General features: G+C 63.0%; 14 protein-coding genes and 4 pseudogenes. 3 read left to right on the top strand and 15 right to left on the bottom strand.

The features are described from left to right. Positions 1–83: 83 nt before the first annotated feature. The 5 genes from JCM25146_RS10450 to JCM25146_RS10430 form a co-directional block, all read right to left on the bottom strand. Positions 84–767, bottom strand: coding sequence for a nicotinate-nucleotide adenylyltransferase (locus tag JCM25146_RS10450; RefSeq protein WP_081774828.1), 684 nt, complete (start codon positions 765–767; stop codon positions 84–86). Between the two features lie 17 nt (positions 768–784). After that, positions 785–2,098 carry a glutamate-5-semialdehyde dehydrogenase gene (locus JCM25146_RS10445; protein ID WP_025827821.1) on the bottom strand — a complete coding sequence of 438 codons (1,314 nt, stop codon included), beginning with the start codon at positions 2,096–2,098 and terminating at the stop codon, positions 785–787. Positions 2,099–2,194: 96 nt separating this feature from the next. Next, positions 2,195–3,289, bottom strand: a complete 1,095-nt coding sequence (ychF, locus tag JCM25146_RS10440; protein WP_025827819.1) for a redox-regulated ATPase YchF — start codon at positions 3,287–3,289, stop codon at positions 2,195–2,197. After that, positions 3,289–3,870 carry an aminoacyl-tRNA hydrolase gene (gene pth / locus JCM25146_RS10435; RefSeq protein ID WP_025827817.1) on the bottom strand — a complete coding sequence of 194 codons (582 nt, stop codon included), beginning with the start codon at positions 3,868–3,870 and terminating at the stop codon, positions 3,289–3,291. The genes ychF and pth overlap by 1 nt, the downstream gene beginning before the upstream one ends. Positions 3,871–3,968: 98 nt before the next feature. Next, positions 3,969–4,574 (bottom strand): 50S ribosomal protein L25/general stress protein Ctc, encoded by a 606-nt coding sequence (locus JCM25146_RS10430; protein ID WP_025827815.1) that lies wholly within the window; start codon positions 4,572–4,574, stop codon positions 3,969–3,971. Positions 4,575–4,852: 278 nt separating this feature from the next. Between JCM25146_RS10430 and JCM25146_RS18775 the strand changes: the two are divergent. From JCM25146_RS18775 to JCM25146_RS10415, 3 genes and pseudogenes are all read left to right on the top strand, one after another. After that, positions 4,853–5,823, top strand: a pseudogene (locus tag JCM25146_RS18775) (threonine aldolase family protein). Positions 5,824–5,976: 153 nt separating this feature from the next. Beyond that, complete coding sequence (aspS, locus tag JCM25146_RS10420; protein ID WP_025827813.1) at positions 5,977–7,773, top strand: aspartate--tRNA ligase; 1,797 nt, start codon at positions 5,977–5,979, stop codon at positions 7,771–7,773. A 73-nt stretch (positions 7,774–7,846) separates the two neighbouring features. Further along, entirely contained in the window at positions 7,847–8,734 is an 888-nt protein-coding gene (locus tag JCM25146_RS10415; RefSeq protein WP_242401056.1) for an EipB family protein, read from the top strand. Between the two features lie 22 nt (positions 8,735–8,756). Here the strand turns inward: JCM25146_RS10415 and JCM25146_RS10410 are convergent, their stop codons facing one another. The 10 genes and pseudogenes from JCM25146_RS10410 to acs form a co-directional block, all read right to left on the bottom strand. Beyond that, entirely contained in the window at positions 8,757–9,959 is a 1,203-nt protein-coding gene (locus tag JCM25146_RS10410) for a hypothetical protein (RefSeq protein ID WP_025827809.1), read from the bottom strand. After that, complete coding sequence (locus JCM25146_RS22065; protein ID WP_148299046.1) at positions 9,857–10,393, bottom strand: hypothetical protein; 537 nt, start codon at positions 10,391–10,393, stop codon at positions 9,857–9,859. Before JCM25146_RS22065 ends, JCM25146_RS10410 begins: the two co-directional genes overlap by 103 nt. A gap of 71 nt (positions 10,394–10,464) precedes the next feature. Continuing rightward, entirely contained in the window at positions 10,465–10,641 is a 177-nt protein-coding gene (locus tag JCM25146_RS23875; RefSeq protein ID WP_242401055.1) for a hypothetical protein, read from the bottom strand. Between the two features lie 5 nt (positions 10,642–10,646). Then, positions 10,647–11,027 carry a hypothetical protein gene (locus tag JCM25146_RS18770; RefSeq protein WP_242401054.1) on the bottom strand — a complete coding sequence of 127 codons (381 nt, stop codon included), beginning with the start codon at positions 11,025–11,027 and terminating at the stop codon, positions 10,647–10,649. Then, positions 11,024–12,315: pseudogene (locus JCM25146_RS18765) on the bottom strand (aminopeptidase). The gene JCM25146_RS18770 and the pseudogene JCM25146_RS18765 overlap by 4 nt, the downstream one beginning before the upstream one ends. A gap of 55 nt (positions 12,316–12,370) precedes the next feature. After that, positions 12,371–12,976, bottom strand: a complete 606-nt coding sequence (locus JCM25146_RS10390) for a DUF1643 domain-containing protein (RefSeq protein ID WP_025827808.1) — start codon at positions 12,974–12,976, stop codon at positions 12,371–12,373. 93 nt (positions 12,977–13,069) lie between these two features. Continuing rightward, positions 13,070–13,660: a sugar O-acetyltransferase gene (locus tag JCM25146_RS10385; RefSeq protein ID WP_025827807.1), complete on the bottom strand. Its 591-nt coding sequence runs from the start codon at positions 13,658–13,660 to the stop codon at positions 13,070–13,072. 68 nt (positions 13,661–13,728) lie between these two features. Beyond that, the gene (locus tag JCM25146_RS10380; RefSeq protein ID WP_051544198.1) at positions 13,729–14,916 is read right to left on the bottom strand and encodes a hypothetical protein; all 1,188 of its coding nucleotides are present in this window, start codon (positions 14,914–14,916) and stop codon (positions 13,729–13,731) included. Continuing rightward, positions 14,903–16,140, bottom strand: a pseudogene (locus tag JCM25146_RS18760) (MFS transporter). Before JCM25146_RS18760 ends, JCM25146_RS10380 begins: the two are co-directional and overlap by 14 nt. A 211-nt stretch (positions 16,141–16,351) precedes the next feature. Further along, positions 16,352–18,332 (bottom strand): annotated as a pseudogene (gene acs, locus JCM25146_RS18755) (acetate--CoA ligase). Position 18,333: the final 1 nt, after the last annotated feature.

Raw genomic sequence — 18,333 nt, 5'->3', positions numbered from 1 at the left:
CACGTGCAGTGGCGGGGCGGGCGCGTGCCGGCGTCTCGGCGGGTGGCTTGGTTGTTATGACCGTTCTCCTGAAACTGAATGCTTTATGGGGGTGATGGCTGATCCGTGGTGGCGTCAAACCCGCCCCGCTGACGAATGGCTGTTGCAGATATACTGTTTTGTACCCCCGGAAGGAAAGCCCAAGCTGGGGGAGAAAGTGTGGCAAGCCCTGCTGCCTGCCGTGCAGGCACGCGCCAGCGGGCCAGATAATGCGCCGCCAACCCGCCCAAAGCCCGCACATTCTGCCCCGGACGGGGGAAAACCGCCAAAGGCACCTGCCGCACAAGCTGGTGCCAGTGCTTCCACCGTGGCAGGGTGACCAGACCGTCCGCCCCCATCAGCCATACAAAGCGCACATGGGGGAAGCGGGCCTTGAGCCGGGCCAGTGTGTCCACGGTGTAGCGCGTGCCGAGTCGGGCCTCCAGATCGGTCGCGACCACCTTGCGGCCATCGGCCAGACTGCGCGCCGTGGCCAGACGGGTGGCAAAAGACGCCATCTCCCGCCCTGCCTTGAGCGGATTGCCCGGAGAGACCAGAAGCCACACCTGATCAAGCCGCAGCTCCAGCAAAGCCCGCCGCGCAATGGCCTGATGCCACCTGTGGGCGGGGTTGAACGACCCACCCAAAAGACCAATACGGCTGTGCCGCCCATCCCCCCATGTTGGCACCGGCTGCCCACCGGACCTTGCCACCCCCGTAGGAGCAGCGCTGGCAGGCAGGCCCCGCAGACGGGTGTGCTGCACGCTCAGGGGCGAACCTGCCCGCTACCAATGACCTCGTACCGGAAGGTGGTCAGCTGTTCCACACCCACCGGCCCACGGGCATGGAAGCGCCCAGTGGCAATGCCAATTTCGGCCCCGAAGCCAAACTCGCCACCATCACAGAACTGGGTGGAGGCATTCCACATGACCACAGCACTGCTCACACCATTCATGAAGCGAATGGCCACGGCCTCATCCGCCGTAACAATGGCCTCGGTATGGGAGGAGCCAAAGCGGGCAATGTGGTCAAGGGCTTCGTCCACCCCGTCCACCACGGCCACGTTCAGCACCGCATCCAGCCACTCGGTGGCAAAGTCCTTTTGTGTTCCCACCGGCAGATCGGGCATGATCTGGCGGGCAGCGGCATCGGCACGGAAGGTGCAGCCCTGCTCGGCCAAGTCTGCCACAATCTGGGGCAGCAGCACGGAGGCAATGGCCGCATCAATCAGCAGGGTTTCGGTTGCGCCGCAAATACCCACACGCCGCATTTTGGCGTTGAGCACAATCCGCCGCGCCATGGCATGGTCGGCAGCGGAGTGCACATAGGTGTGGCACAGCCCCTCCGCATGGGCGAGCACAGGCACGCGGGCCTCGCGCTGCACGCGCTCGACAAGGGAGCGGCCTCCACGGGGGATAATCAGGTCCACAAGGCCAGATGCGGTCAGCATATCCGCCACATGTTTGCGGTCTGCATCGGGGGCAATCTGCACCGCATCCTCAGGCAGGCCAGCGTTACGCAGGCCGGTCTGCATGGCGGCATGGATGGCGCGCGCGCTATGCAGGCTTTCCGAGCCACCACGCAGCAGCACGGCATTGCCGGATTTGATGCACAGTCCCGCAGCATCCGCCCCCACATTGGGCCTGCTCTCATAAATAACGCCAATAACGCCAACAGCCGTGGCCACCTTGCGAATACGCAGCCCATTGGGGCGCGACCACTCCTCCAGCACCTGCCCTACGGGGTCGGGCAGGTCGGCAATGTCTTCCAGCCCACGGGCCATGGCCTCCACCCGCTCGGGGGTGAGGGTCAGCCGGTCACGGAACGCATCGTTTGCGGTGGAAGCGGCAAGGTCGAGCGCATTGGCCTGCAAAATGGCCGGGGCGGATTCGCGCAGCGCACTGGCTGCCGCCCACAGGGCCTTGTCACGCTCGGAGGAGGAACTCTGCGCCAGCGTGCGGGCAGCTAGTCTGGCCTTGTGCGCCAGATCGTGCATGGAGCATGGCGATGGCGCATCCTGCTGGGGTGCGCGTGTCTCCGCCGTGGCCATATGCTGCCGACTGTCTTCCTCCGTATTCATGCTGGCGTCCCTTATCTCCATTGTCCTGTTTTCTTTTTTGCTGTGTGTGGCCCGCCCCGCATGGGCGGACCTGTAAGCGCGCTTTACAGTGCCGTATCAGACGTTAAAGCGGAAGAGCAGAACGTCCCCGTCCTGCACAACGTAGTCACGCCCTTCAACACGCAGGCGACCAGCTTCCTTGGCGCCTGCCTCCCCATTATAGCGGACATAGTCATCAAATGCGATGGTTTCGCAGGCGATAAAGCCACGCTCGAAATCATTGTGAATGACGGCTGCCGCCTGCGGAGCCTTGGTGCCAACCGTAATGGTCCATGCACGTGCCTCCTTGGGGCCTACGGTAAAGTAGGTGCTCAGACCCAGCAGCTTGTAGCCAGCCGCAATCACACGGTCCAGACCGCTATCACTCAGCCCCAGCCCTTCAAGGAACTCGCGGCGCTCCTCGTTTTCAAGCTGGCTGACCTCAGCCTCAATGGCTGCGGACACGATCACCACCGCGGCTCCTTCGGCTGCGGCCTTGGCCTTCACCTTCTCAGAGAAGGCATTGCCGGTGGACGCCGAGTCCTCGTCCACATTGCACACATACAGCACGGGCTTGCTGGTCATGAGTTGCAGGCGGCGGACGGTCTCCTCCTCCCCGGCGGGAATGGCAGTGCGCGCGGGGCGGCCATCACGCAGGGCGGCCAGAATGGGGGTCATGACCTCAATCTGGGCCATGGCCTCCCCATCGCGGTTGCGGGCACGTTTTTCCAACGCGGGCAGGCGCTTTTCCAGCGAGTCCAGGTCCGCCAACATCAGCTCGGTTTCAATAATTTCCGCATCACGCACCGGGTCCACGCCACCTTCGACGTGAGTGATGTCATCATCCTCAAAGCAGCGCAGGACATGGATAATGGCGTCCACTTCGCGGATGTTGGCCAGAAACTGGTTGCCCAGCCCTTCCCCGCGGGAGGCACCACGCACAAGGCCCGCAATATCCACGAACTCAAGGCTGGTCGGCACTTCGCGCTGGGACTTGCCAATGGCGACCAGCTTGTCCAGCCGGGGGTCGGGCACGGCCACACGGCCCACGTTCGGCTCGATCGTGCAGAACGGGTAGTTGGCGGCCTGCGCCGTAGCGGTCGCCGTAAGCGCGTTGAACAGGGTGGACTTGCCCACATTGGGCAGACCAACAATACCGCAGTTAAAACCCATCAGCCCTTGCTCCCTTGTGGCAGTGCAACCTTGGTCATAAACCGGTCGGCATGCCCATCCGCCAGCAGGGGGGCGGCATCGGCCATGCGTGCGAGCATGGGGTCGAGCCAGTCCTGCTGGTCTGTTTGTGTAAAATTACCCAGCACCCAGCCGTGCACCCGCTCCTTGGCGCCGGGGTGGCCTATGCCTATGCGTACGCGCCAGTAGTCTGGTGTGCCCAGCATTTTGTCTGTCGAGCGCAGGCCATTATGGCCCGCCGCCCCACCACCATGCTTGATACGCAGCCTGCCCGGTTCCAGGTCCAGCTCATCATGGAACAGTGTGATCTGCTCGGGGGCTATTTTGTAAAAGGCGGCCGCTTCCTGCACGCTCTCGCCCGAGCGGTTCATGTAGGTCATGGGCAGCAGCGCGAGCACCTTGTGGTTGCCTACGCGGCCCTCGGCCACCTCTCCCCGGAAGCGGTTGCGCCAGGGTGAAAAACCATATCGGGCGGCAATGGCCTCAACCGCCATAAAGCCGACATTGTGCCGGTGCCGGCGCATGGAGGACTCGGGGTTACCCAGTCCGACCCAGAGCAGCATTGCGGGTTCCGCCTTGTGTCTATCAACAGAAAAGGGGGGCACATGCGCCTGCACGTGCCCCCGCGTTCGATCAGCTCAGGTTTTAGGCCCGCTCCCGGTTAGGAAGCAGCCGCACCTTCTGCCGGTGCCGCTTCAACAATCGGTGCGGCAATGGAGGCAACAACAAAGTTGGCTTCGTGGGAGACAGGAGTCGCACCTTCGGTGCCCTGCACGTCGTCCCAACGCACGTTGTCGTTGATGTCGAGCTTGCTCAGGTCAACCGTGAAGAACTCGGGAATGTTTTCCGCGGCCACTTCCACGTCAACCGTGTGACGCACGACGTTGAGCATGCCACCACGCTTGATGCCGGGGGACTTGTCTTCACCCACAAAGTGCACAGCCACTTCAACATGCACGCGCGAGCCAGCGGCCAGACGCAGGAAGTCGATATGGACGGGCGAATCCTTGACCGGGTGGAGCTGCACGTCACGCACCAGAGCGCGCTCGGTCTTGCCGCCTTCGATCTGGATGTCATACACGCGTGAGCGCCAGCCAGAGGTCTGGATTGCCTTGACAACCAGACGCGGGTCGAGCGCGATCAGCGTGGATTCCTGCTTGCCGCCGTACACAACGCCGGGCACCAGACCTTCACGCCTCGTCGCACGCGCTGCCCCCTTACCAGCCTTCGCGCGCGCAGAAGCTTCAATTGTTGTAATTTTGGACACCTTGACTTCTCCTGAAAAACTTGTGCACGCAAGCCTCCAGGGGTGCCTGCGCGGTGGCTGGGGCCTTACAGCAAAACCCCACCACAAGCAAGGTCTGGCTTGCAGGCACCATATAACGCGCCCCTGTTCCGTGCCCTCTTGCGCACCCAACCCCAGCCGGAGAGTTTGCCGTGACCCTTACCCCGCAGGTTGTTCCCAGCCCCCCCGCCACATCGGCCCCCGCGCAACAGTTTGGCAGCGACAATTACGCAGGTATCTGCCCGCAGGCACTCGAAGCCATGACCCGCGCCGCCACAGGCTCCACCCCCGCCTATGGGATGATGCATGGACCCGCCTTGCCGCACGGGCCGTAGCCGACCTGTTTGACGCCCCACAGGCCCGCGTGTTTTTTGTATTCAATGGCACGGCGGCCAATGCGCTGGTGCTGGCAACGCTCTGCCCGCCGTATTGCAGCATCATCAGCTCCGAAATCGCGCATGTGAACACGTCCGAACGGGGAGCACCGGAGTTTTTTTCCGGCGGGGCCAAGCTGATTACGCCCCCCACGGAGGACGGCAAGGTCACCCCGGCCAGCATTACCCTTGCCATGCGCCGCACACGCAGTGATGCCGCCTCCACCCCTGCGGTGGTCAGCATCACCCAGCCGACCGAGAACGGCCTGCTCTACACGGTGGATGAGATCCGGGCCATTGCCAACGCCTGCCATGACAACGGGCTGCGTCTGCACATGGATGGCGCACGCTTTGCCAACGCCGTAGCTGCACTGGAGTGTACCCCCGCCGCCATGACATGGCAGTCCGGTGTGGATGCACTGAGTTTTGGCGGCACCAAAAACGGCATGGCCATGGGGGATGCCGTGGTGTTCTTTACCCCACAGCTTGCACAGGGCTTTGCCGAGCGCACCAAACAGGGTGGGCAGACTGCCTCCAAAATGCGTTTTCTCTCCGCCCCGTGGCTGAGCATGCTCCAGTCCGGCGCATGGCTGGACAACGCCCGCCATGCCAATGAGAGCGCACTGGCCTTTGCACAGGCCATAGAGGGGCTGGAGGAGGTCGAACTCGCATGGCCCGTACAGAGCAATGCGGTGTTTCTGCTTATGCCAGAGCGCGTGGCCAATGCCCTGCGTGCACGCGGGTGGCGATTCTATACCATGTTTGGCAGCGTATACCGCTTTATGTTCGCATGGGACGCGCGAGCGGACTCCATTGCAGCCCTTGCTGCGGACCTGCGCCACAGCACGCACGACTGAACAGGCCACAAAAGCCCCCCAGACCGTAAAATCAGGGGGGCACCACCCGCTTCCAGCCTTGACATAAGGCCCCTGCCCCTGCTTCCTCCACCCCAATTGAACTCTGGCAAACCCAGCGCCCGCAGGCCGGGCCAAACAATTTGGGACAAGACCATGCACCCTTACCGCACCCATAGCTGCTCGGCCCTTCGCGCGGGCGATGCTGGCACCACCGCGCGCCTGTCCGGCTGGGTGCACAGCAAGCGCGACCATGGCGGCCTGCTGTTTATTGACCTGCGTGACGAAACGGGGATCACCCAGATTGTCATTCCCGCAGGCTCGGACGTTATGGCCGCAGCCGAACCCGTGCGCGTGGAAAGCGTGATTACGGTTACGGGCAATGTGGTCGAACGTGCGGAAGGGACGCGCAACCCCGACCTGGCCACGGGTGATATTGAAGTCCAGGCAAAAGAGTTTGTGGTGCAGTCCCACGCTGCCGTGCTGCCGCTGCAGGTTGCGGGGCAGGAGCATTATTCCGACGAGCTGCGCCTGCGCTACCGCTACATCGACCTGCGGCGCGAGAAGGTGCACGCCAACATCCGCCTGCGCTGCGCCGTTATCGCCAGCATGCGCAAACGCATGACCGCGCTGGATTTTGTGGAGCTGCAAACCCCGATCCTGACCGCCTCCTCCCCCGAAGGGGCGCGGGACTTTCTGGTGCCCTCACGCAACCATCCGGGCAAGTTCTACGCCCTGCCGCAGGCACCGCAGCAGTTCAAGCAGCTTGCCATGGTGGCCGGGTTTGACCGCTACTTCCAGATCGCCCCGTGCTTCCGTGACGAAGCCTCCCGCGCGGACCGCTCCCCCGGTGAGTTCTACCAGCTTGACTTTGAAATGGCCTTTGCCACGCAGGACGAAATTTTTGCGGTGATGGAAGAGGTCATGAGCGGGCTGTTTACCGAGTTCGGCAACGGCCGCACGGTTAGCACCGCACCGTTTGAGCGTATTCCCTACGCCCGCGCCATGCAGGTCTATGGCTCCGACAAGCCCGACCTGCGCAACCCGCTGCTGATTACGGATGTGACGGAAGACTTTGCAGGCTCCGGCTTTGGCCTGTTTGCCCGCATTGCCGCTGATGGGGGAGAAATCCGCGCCATTCCCGCCCCCGGCGCAGGGGACAAGCCCCGCTCGTTCTTTGACAAGCTCAACGCATGGGCGCGCGAGAACGGGGCTGGCGGTCTGGGGTACATCACCTTTAACGCTGAGGGTGGCCAAGGCCCGATTGCCAAGAACCTTGAGGCCGAACGGGCCGAGGCCATCCGCACCAAACTGGGGCTGAAGGCGGGTGACGCCGTGTTCTTTGCCGCAGGCAAGGGGCATGACGTGGCCAAGTTCTCCGGTCTTGTGCGCACCCGCATTGCCGAAGAACTGGACCTGATCGAGAAGAACGCCTTCCGCTTCTGCTGGATCACGGATTTCCCCATGTACGAGCTGAACGAGGAAACCGGGCTTGTGGACTTCTCCCACAACCCGTTCTCCATGCCGCAGGGTGGGCTGGACGCGCTGAACACCAAAGACCCGCTGGATATTCTGGCCTACCAGTACGACATTGTGTGCAACGGGATCGAACTCTCCTCCGGCGCAGTACGTAACCACCTGCCAGAAGTGATGGTGCGTGCGTTTGAAATTGCAGGCTACCCCGAAAGCGAGGTGGAAGCCCGCTTTGGTGGCATGCTCAACGCCTTCCGCTATGGAGCGCCCCCGCATGGTGGCTCCGCCCCCGGTGTGGACCGCATTGTCATGCTGCTGGCCGATGAGCCGAACATCCGCGAAGTCATCCTGTTCCCGCTCAACCAGCAGGGCGAAGACCTGATGATGGGTGCTCCCGCCCCCGTGGCACCGGAGCGGATGAAGGAACTCTCCCTCGCGCTTAACCTGCCCAAGCCCAAACCCGTGGTCAAAAAAGACTGATAACGGCCTTTTAAGCCCATAAACACACATCCGGCCGGTTGCATGACCGCGCCGGATGTTTTCTTTTAGGGGCATGACCATACGCCCCCCGCGCCCACGGGCCACCATTCTGGCCAATACGCTGGCTACGTCCATGGCCACGGCTCTGGCCACGGCCACCCTGTTTGTTTTTGCAGCCCCTGCTGCGCACGCACAGGCCAGTAGCGCTGCTACTGCGGCAGCGGCCCTTGTATCGCAAAGGGCTGTGTATGATCTGGGGCTGGTGGAGGCCGCAGGCGGGCAAACGCTCTCCGCTACAGGGCGCATGAGTTATACCGTGCTCAAAACCTGCCTTGGCTGGTCATCCCACCAGCGGCTGGACATCCAGAGTGTCACCCGCCAGCGCGGGGAGGAGCACCTGCTGTCCGATTATGCCGCGCAGGAAAGTCTGGACGGGCGGCACCTGACCTTTAAAAGCCAGGAAACACGCAACGGCAAGCTGCTCCGCGTTGTTAGCGGGGAGGCAAGCCTTGCCCCCGATGGTTCGGGCGTTGTGCAGTACCGCCAGCCTCTGGCCAAAACCCTGCCCCTGCCCGCTGGCACGTTGTTCCCGATTGCCCATACCGCCCGTATTCTGGCTACTGCGGCCAGTGGCGGAAAAGAGCTGACCACCCCTTTGTTTGACGGCACCCTGCCCGATGGGCCGGAGGATACCTACGTTACACTGCTCAACTGGTCCCCTCCCCCGGCAAACAGCCCTTACCTGCCCCTGCAAAAACTGGCGGCAGGGCATGTACACATCGCTTTTTACGACCGTAACGCCCATACCATGATGCCTGAGTATGAAATGGGCATGCGTTACTTTGCCAACGGCGTGTCGGACCAGCTCCATCTGGATTTTGGGGATTATAAAATGCAGGGCACACTCAGCACGCTGGACCTGCCGCCAACCCCAAGCTGCACACAGCCCGCGCCCCACTGAGCACAGGCCGGGTAAGGGCGCACTAGACCTCCACGGCCCCTTGCGTGAACAGCAGGCTCTGCAAATCCATTTTGCTGCGCTGGTTTTTCCTGCGCCACTTCTTTTTATCCGCCCGCCGCCACACACGCGGCACAAACGGGTAGACACGCGGCAGACAGCCAGAGAGCAGGGCAGCCCAGCTCATAATCAGGATCGGGGTCAGGCCCGTGCTGGACAATGCCCCCATATAGGGCGAATCTGCCATAAGGTTCTGGGACAACGCCAGCACGGAGCCCCCTTCCAGCACCTCTTCCACCCCGTCTCCACGGCGCAGGGCCGCCGTACTCCAGCCTGCCAGCAGGGGTTCTGCCTCCTCAGTCTGCGCCTGCTGGAGCATCTGGTTCAGCAGTGGCTGCTGCACGGCAGCCAGATAGGCGGCATTCCTGCGCAGCGCAGCACGGAGCCCCCCGGCCCCCGGTCCACCGGACAGGTCCAGTTCTTCCGTGCGCCCCATGTCCTCCGCTTCCCCCGCAAGGGTGGCGCGGACCAGCCGCCCACGCTGTGCAGGTGTGAGTGCAGGCATAAGGGCCGCAGCCAACAGGGGGTTGAGCAGCGCCTGCGGGATTTGCCCGGCCCCGTCCTCCTCCTCCTCCGTGCCCAGAAGCTGGAGCAGGAGCATGGCGGCTGCTTTTTGCGCATCGGTCGCGCTCTGGTCTGCAACCAGAGCAGACAAGGCACGGAACAGTTCGGGCAGAAGGGCATTTGTCAGGGCATTGCCTGCAAGAGACACCGGAACAGATGCCCCCGCCCCCTGCGCCACGGTTTGCGAAAGCTGAACAATGCCGCCGGGCAGAACAATCTCCTCCCCCTGCGTTGCGCCCATGTTCTGCAAGGCCGTAGCCATGGCCACCCTGCCATCCAGCACAGCGTTGCTGGCCAACCCATACAGGCCCGAGGTGGTGACAACCGCCCCACCCGCAGCCCCGGACGGCAAGACCTCGGCCTGAAGCAGCGGCAGGCTGGCCACCATACCGCTCGTCCACGCACTGGCGGACTGGCCCGCCATGGCGGTGAGCATACGCACAAGCTGGCTGGCCATGGTCTTTTGCGCATCTGTTGCCGCAGGGTCAGCCAGAACTGTCTCTACCGCCTGCATGACATCAGCAACCAGCGTACTGATCCCCGCGCCAGAGGCAACACTGCCCGAGGCCAGCCCGGATGCCAGACCCGATGCAGCCCCCTGCACCGTGCCCTGCGCAACATTCTGTGCTGTATTTTGCGCTGTATCTGCGAGTGCGGCCTGTGCGCTGTCGGCGGATGTGGCCGTACTCCCCCCCTGTGTGGTGCCGCCTGCCCCACCACATCCAGCAGAGAGCTACCACCCAGCAAGCTTTGCGCCCCTGCGGACAGAGTCAGCATGACCCCGGCCTGCTGGGCCTGTGCCTGCACCAGTGCGGTGCGCGCGCTCTGCACCAGTGTGGTGGCCGAGGGCAACCCCACCTGAGCGGAGGCACCAGCCTGCGTACCAGACTGGGTGGCAGACGGGGTACTGCCCTCCGCCACGCCAGCCCCCTGCATACCCAGACCCACCCAAGGCCCCGGGCCGGACAGACCGCCCGCACCTGTTGTTGTCATGGCCCGCTCCGTAGCATCACACCATGGCGGGGTAGGCCCGTCCACGCCCCGTCCACCGGGGTTTAAACCTGCCACACCCCGCAGGCTCAGGCCAACAGGATTAAATCATGGAGGCTCTAGTGGACCTGCGTGCTGCTGCTGTCCGCCCCCACGCTCTGGCGCAGCACACCCACCAGTTCCTGCAACGCCTGCGGGTTGTTCTTGAGAATAGCCACATTGGCTGCATCCGGCACGGGCATCTGCGCGCCACCCTGACCGGGGGGAACATTCAACAGGCTGCCAGTCAGGCCCACGCAGGTCAGCTCATAACAAAGCTGCGGGCATCCAGCCCATGCGCCTTGAGAATAGCCTCCAGCCCCGGCACCTGCCCCACAAGGGCGATCTGCTGGTCCAGCGACATGCCAGCATGCCCCGGCGGCTGAATTTTGGCGGCCTGAATGGCCCTGAGCGTAGCACTCAGCCGGGGCAGCACATCCGGGGCCAGCTTGTAGTGCAGGGCTGTGTCCATGTCATGCTGCATGGTGACCACCTGCTCAGGCGTCAGGGACGGTGCATGGGGGGTGGCACCGCCAACTGGGGTCACACTCTGGGCATGGGCCGCGCCACCTGCCAGCAGGGCCACAGCGCCCAGAACAGTGGAAACCTTGCGGATAAAAATCATGTTTTCAAACCCTCTCATACTGCAATCACCCATTCACCACCGCGCATAAGCGGCACGCGGCCGCCCTGTGCGTCCAGCCCGTCCACATCAATGTCGCCCGAGCCGATCATCCAGTCTATGTGGATCATGCTCGCATTGGCACCACGTGCGGCCAGTGCGGCCTCGTCCTGCCCCTGCGTGTCCCGCATGCATTTGGTGTAGGACTGGCCAAGGGCTATGTGGCTGGCTGCATTTTCATCAAACAGAGTATTCTGGAACAAAAGCCCGCTGCGCGAGATGGGGGAGGAATGGGGCACAAGGGCGACCTCACCCAGCCTTCTGGCCCCTTCATCCGTGTCCAGCACCCGCTCAAGCACCTCCTGCCCGCGTGTTGCGTGCATGTCCACAATCCGCCCGCCCTCAAAGCGGACCTTTATCCCGTCTATGAGCGTGCCTTGGTGCGAGAGTGGCTTGGTGCTGGCCACGGTGCCCTCCACACGCAGGCGATGGGGGGTGGTGAACACCTCCTCGGTCGGAATATTGGGGTTGCACACAATGCCGTTGCCCGCTTTTTCCGCCCCACCGGCCCAGTCATGCCCATCGGCCAGCCCGACCAGCAGGTCCGTGCCTGGGCCGGAAAAATGCAGGGCATCGTAGCGCACATCATTCAGATAAGCTGCGCGGCGGTGCAGAATGGCGTTATGCGCCGCCCATTGCGCCACCGGGTTATCCCCCGTTAGGCGCGAGACGGCAAAAATGGCCCGCCAGAGTTCCTCCACCGCCTGCTCCTGCGGCAGGTCGGGAAAAACCTCCATGGCCCATTCCGGCGTGGCGGCGGCCACAATGCACCAGTTCACATCAAAATTGGTAATGATCTCCATGGCAGGGCGGTTCACGCGGGAGGCGGCCTTGCTGGCGCGGGAGACGTGCTCGGGGTTCTGCCCTGCCAGCAGGGCGGGGTTGGAGCCGGTAATGGCCATGCGCGCAGCCCCTGCGCGAAAGCCTCTGCCATGCCCGCAGCCAGCCAGCCTGCGGCTGTATCAAACGTGTCTTCCGCACCGTACTGGTAGCGCGCCAGCGTGGTCTGCTCATCCGAATAAAAGGTGCTGACCAGCGATGCACCTGCCTTGTAGGCGTGCTCGGTAATGCGGCGCACCAGCGGCACTGCATGCAGCGGCGCGGTCATGATAACCTGCTGGCCGGGGGCTACGTTCAGCCCTGTGCGGGCTGCCACCTCGCCCAGCCGGTCAAGCTGGGCGGCAAATTCGGCCGAAGCCAGATAACCACGACCGGCCTGCGTGTTGTGTTCCGTCACGTCTGTCTCCATCCCTTTGTACAGCCTAACCCTGTTGCGTGTATGGGATACCCATGGGGCGCATCCGTCAACTCCGCCCTTTACCCCTACCGGCCTGCCACGCCATCTGCGCTGCGGGGGATGTTGCGGGCAGTTCAAAGGGTTTGAGGTCGGCTGGCAGGTAGAGCGGGTGGCATGGCCGCCCCCCCGCACTCAGCCTGAGCGCACATACGGCAATCCCGTGGTTCTGGAGCATTTGCACAACCTGTGGCCCGCGCGCGCGCAGCCCCTTGTGGTGGGGGGAGCCATAGGCTGCGACAACAAGGTCAGCCTTGCGTGCCATATCCAGCAGGGCGGCATCGTTACCCGGCCCTACGGGGTCTGGTGTTTCCAGCAGCCGGGTCTGGTCGGTGCAGCGGTAGGCAAAGGTGTTGCCCACAAACAGCCCACCATACCCCCATGCCCGCGCGTAACGCTGGCATTTGGCCACGGTCCGGTCATCTCCATGCTCGGTGGCGACTGAGGGGTTCATCATCAGCCACATGACCATTGGCCTGCCCTCCTCCCACACCCGGCGCAGGGTGTAGCGGTAGCAGTTGTCCTCCCCGCCATAGGTGGCGGTGCTTACGACGTCATCCGACAGTCTGAGCGGGCGGGACTGGCCGACATGGTGGCCTGTAAACAGATCTTTCATCACACTTCTTGCTGGCAGGGTTGGGGGCTTGTCTGCCCCCTGTGTATGCTGCAACGCCTGCCAGCACAAACCGGAGCCAACACACCCATCACCCTACGGTGCAAAGCCGGTGCGATCAGCCGGGGTCAGGGCACGTATGACCCGGCATGGCACCCCTGCGGCCACCACCCCGGCAGGCACGCTGCGCGTGACCACACTGCCTGCCCCCACAATACTGCCCGCACCAATGCTGACACCGGGGGTAATATGCACCCCTGCCCCCAGCCACACCCCATTGCCAATACTAATGGGGCGGGCGTAGCACCCACCTGCGGCACGCTCAACGGCATCCAGTGCATGGTTGGCCGAATACAGGCCCACACGCGGACCAAACAGGACATTATCGCCAATTGTAATGGGGGCAGCATCAAGCAGAATACAGTCAAAATTGGCGTAAAAATTATTGCCAATGCTAATATTACGCCCAAATTCGCACCGTAGTGTTGGCTCAAAATGCACATGCTGGCCAACAGAACCCAGCAGGGTGCGCAAAAGAGCCTCCCGCTCGGGGGCGGGGCGGCCAAAGCTTGCGTTGTAGCGGTTGCTCAGCACCACCGCAGCCTCACGCGCGCGCACCAGTTCTGGCGCAAGGTCGTTGTACATCGCACCCGTGCGCATGAGCGCCATATGCTCATCCAGTGTCATTATCGCGTTCTTCTCCCCGCCTGCGTCTGTTTTTTATCTGTTCGCCCCACATCCACAGCCCCCCCCCCCTAGCCGGGATGTGCCGCATGCCAGCGCGCCGTGGTGGCGGCCTGCACTGCGGCCTGCTCGCGCACAATTTTTTCCGGGTCATACCCAAGGGCCACACACTGGGCATGGGTTATGTAGCCTGTTTGCAGCAAAAAAAGGGCCAGCGCCTGCGGGTAAGGCACTTTGCGCTGGTAAGGCGCGGGGCAACCCTCCGCCCCCCGCACCTTAACGGACGGGTCCAGTGCGCACCATGTCTGCCCGCTATCCGCGCGCCGGTCATACCAGTGCCGCATGTACATCCACCCCGACCGGAGCTGCCCCAGATTGGCGCTATTGGCCACATAGGCGGCCAAAAACCCGTTAATATCCTTACGGTCCGGCGGAGGTGGCGCCCGAAAGGCAGGGAAGTCACGCCGGAACCCGGCCCGCAAAAACGGCGCATAGGCAGGCTGGGTGGTGACGTTGCGCAAAGTACCGGGCGTGTAATCATAAATTACAACAGGCAGGACAGACCACGCATAGGACGCAAATACGTAGTTGAACTGCTGGTCACCCAGCACAAACTGCCGCCCGCCATCATGGTTGATGTCCAGCACCACGGGTGTGACATCCCCATCCTGCGATGGCAGGGGGGTGACCCGCCACTGGCCCGTGTCATCCAACCCCACAATGGCGGCAACCGTGCAGCAGTGCGCCCCCATTGTGTAACCGGACAGCAGCACCTGCAAAGGCCCGCCATTTTTGTCCAGATGGTACAGGGCAAGGCGCAGGGTGCCCAGCATGCCCCCGTCATCTCCCGTTATCAGGGGGGCAATATCCTGCCTGAACGCGGGGTGGCCGGGCGCTTTGAACACCAGCGTTGCCACCGTGCATGGTGGCTCCCCCCCGGCGGGTGCGGGGTTGGACGCCTCCATCAATATTGCCTTGCCCGGACAGGGCTGTTGCTGGGCGACCTCTACCTGAACGGATATACCCTCCACCTCCAGCGCCACAGGCTGGGGGGACGGATGGTTGATCCTGTCAAAAATTACGGCGCGGGCCAGTGGTGGCACACGCATGGGCTCCAGGGTCGGGGCTGGGGCCGGGGTACGCACACGCCGTGGCGGGTTGGCCGCCATGGCGGGGGCAAACACGCCCAGTGCAACCAGCAGGCACGCGGCTCTTCCAAAATGGCGCATTGTGGGGTCCTTGCTGTCAGGCGTGTTCACCCAATGTGCTTTGCGGGTGCAGGCGGGCGTTGAGCAAGGTTAACACCAGCACCACCAGTGCCGCCATACCCACACTGAGCATAAGAGCGGGAGCCAGCCCTGCCCCCATCCACGCCGCAAGCCGGGTTTGCAACAGCGCATTGCTGGCCGCGATCAGGTTGCCGCACTGGTAAGCCAACCCCGGAAAGGTGGCCCTTACAGATGCGGGGGAAAGCTCGCTCAGATACGCAGGCACCACCCCCCACGCCCCCTGAATACAGAACTGGATGCACATGGCCCCCACCCCAAGCCAGAAGACCGAGTGCGGCAGGTCCATAACGGCAGGAGCGGCAGGGTCAGCCCTGCTGCCACGGCAATGGCATACTGCCGCCCGATCCGCTGGGAGAGCACACCAAACACCACCCCGCCTGCAATAGCTGCCAGATTGTACAGCACCGCAAGGGTTGTAATGGAGGTTGGCGGCACGTGCCGCTCAAGGGCAAGGAACACCTTGGGGTACAGGTCCTGCGAGCCGTGGCTCATAAAGTTGAAAGCCGCCATAAGGGCGACTGCAAACACACACAGGGCCATGTTCTGCCGGACCACATCCAGCATACCGGGCTGGCGTGCAGCCCCTGCCCCCTGCGCTTTGCGGGCCAGCCAGTCCGGGCTTTCCGGCACCCGCAGCCAGATGTAAATGGCCGAAACAATGGCCCCGCCCCCCAGCACAAACAGCCCGCGCCAGCCCAGAACAGGCAGGAGCAGGAACAGCAGCGAGGCCAGTAGATACCCCGCCGGGTACCCCGCCTGCAAAATGCCCGATGCCGTACCCCGCCATGATGGAGGCACGCTCTCCATGATCAGTGACGTGCCAACGCCCCATTCCCCCCCAAGGGCTATGCCAAACAGCGCGCGCAGGACCAGAAAGACCGTAAGCGTTGGCGCAAAAGCCGACAGCACCTCAATAAGCGAGTAAATGGCGATTGTTCCGATCAGCACCGGTTTGCGGCCATAGGCATCCGCCGCCCGCCCGCACACAAACGCCCCTATGGGCCGGGTCACAAGGGTGAGCGTGGGGGCCAGCAGCACCACCTCCAGCGAGGTGGAAAAACTGCGCGCAACATTATCCAGCGTGAACAGGACAATAAAAAAATCACACGCATCAAGCATCCACCCCAAAAACGAGGCAGCCACAACATGCCGCGCTGTTGTGCGGTCAATGGTGGGGGAAGCACTTATGGCCATTAGGGGAGGACTCCTGCCTGCGGGGTTCCCCACTTTGTCGCATGCCCGCTATCTGGCCCGCCACGGTGGACTCATCACGAATACGCCAGTCTGGCGCAGACGTGAACATGCGACACAGCCCATAACAGGCAAAAGGGCCGGGGTGTTACCACCCCGACCCCTCCGGTCTTGCCGCGCTTAGCAAGATTTTGCTGCGTGCTGGCCTGTTGGCTCAGGCTCTGGCCTGCACTGCTTCTGACTGCCCAAAAGCCATCTGCCCCCACACGCGCTCACGCAGCATAGGTACAATGGACTGATCGCTCAGGGCCGACAGATCACCCAGTTCATTCGTATCGCCACTTGCAATCTTGCGCAACAGCCGCCGCACGATTTTGCCCGAGCGGGTGCGTGGCAGGTCTGGCACCAGATACACCGCCTCTGGCGCTGCGTAGCGGCCAATCAACTGGACCACAAGGCGGCTGATGCCTGCTTCATCCAGCCCTGCGGTTACGTCCTTGCGCGGGATGGCAAACACCACCAGCGCCTGCCCCTTGACCGGGTGCTCAACCCCAACGGCTGCGCACTCCACAATCCTGTGGTCGGCACCCAGTGCATCCTCCACCTCCGCCGTGCCAAGGCGGTGCCCGGCAATGTTGATGACGTCATCCATACGACCGGTTATCCAGTAGTATCCATCCTCATCCCGCTTTGCGCCATCGCCGGTAAAATACAGGCCCGGCGCCATGGAAAAGTACGTCTGGCAAAAACGGGCATGGTCCCCCCATATGGTGCGCGCCTGACCGGGCCATGAGCGGGCAATGCACAGCGCCCCCTCCGCAGCGCCCTGCTCCACGCGGCCACGCTGGTCGAGTATGGCCATTTCCACCCCCGGCAGAGGCATGGTGGCCGAACCGGGCTTGAGCGACTGCACCCCCGGTATGGGGCCAAGCACAATGCCTGCCGTCTCGGTCTGCCACCATGTGTCGGCCACGGGGCAGCGCTTTTTGCCCACCACATCATGGTACCACAGCCATGCATCGGGGCTTATGGGCTCACCCGCAACACCCAGCAGGCGCAGGGAGCCTAGGTTATGGCGGTTTACCACCACATCGCCTTCGGCCATCATGGCGCGTACGGCGGTGGGGGCGGTAAAGAGCATGCTCACCTTGTACTCGTCTATCAGGTCAAACCACCTGCGGCTGGGGGTAGGTTGGCAGGCTGTCCGAGATCATGGTGGTGCCACCATTGGCCAGTGGGCCATACACAACAGAGGTGTGCCCCGTAATCCACGCCACATCCGCTGTGCACCACAACACATCTCCCGGCTGGTGAGTGTAAACCATGCCCATGGTGTAAGCCGCCCACACCATATAGCCCCCCGTTGCATGCACCACTGCCTTGGGTTTGCCCGTGCTGCCCGAGGTGTAGAGCATGAACAAAGGGTCTTCCGCCCGCATGACGGCGGGGACAAAATCCGCTTCGAAATTATCTACAAAGTCATGAAAATCGTAGTCACGTCCGGGCAGCATGGGCACAGCCTCCTCCGACGTGCGCACGACCAGCACGGAATGCACACCACTGTTGCCCCCCGCCTTGCGCAGGGCCTCGTCCATGCTCTGTTTGTAGGCTACGGGCTTGTTGCCACGCCACGCCATGTTGGCGGTAATAACGGCCACGGCTCCGCTGTCCACCAGCCGCTCGGCAATACCTTCTGCCGAAAACCCGCCAAACAGCACCACATGCACTGCCCCAATGCGCGCGCACGCCAGCATGGACACAACCGCCTCCGCCACCATAGGCAGGCAGATAGCCACCCGGTGCCCTTTTTCCACCCCCAGATGGGTCAGGGCGTTGGCAAGGCGGCACACGCGCTCGTGCAGGTCCGTGTAGGTCAGTTTTTCCGAGCGCCCATGCGCCTCGCGCTGGCTGATCAGGGCGACCTGATCCCCCCTGTCGGTCAGGTGCCGGTCTATGCAGCAGACCGAGGCATTGAGCGTGCCATCTGCAAACCAGCTTATGGACACGTCATTTTCAAAACTACCTTTAAATCCCTGCGTGGGTCTGGAGCACCAGTGTATGCGCCGCGCCTGTTGCAGCCAGAACCCGTCCGGGTCGCGCTGTGCCTGCTCACGCATGGCCTGTAACTGCTCGGGTGTCATCAGTGCCGGGTAGTCGGGGTAGTTGCGTGCCGGGATGAGTGTGTGGTCCGTCATG

The sequence above is a fragment of the Acetobacter okinawensis JCM 25146 genome, assembly GCF_000613865.1.
Classification (GTDB): Bacteria; Pseudomonadota; Alphaproteobacteria; order Acetobacterales; family Acetobacteraceae; genus Acetobacter; species Acetobacter okinawensis.
Note: the sequence above shows the minus strand (reverse complement) of the source record. Positions and strands in the feature narration are given on the sequence as shown.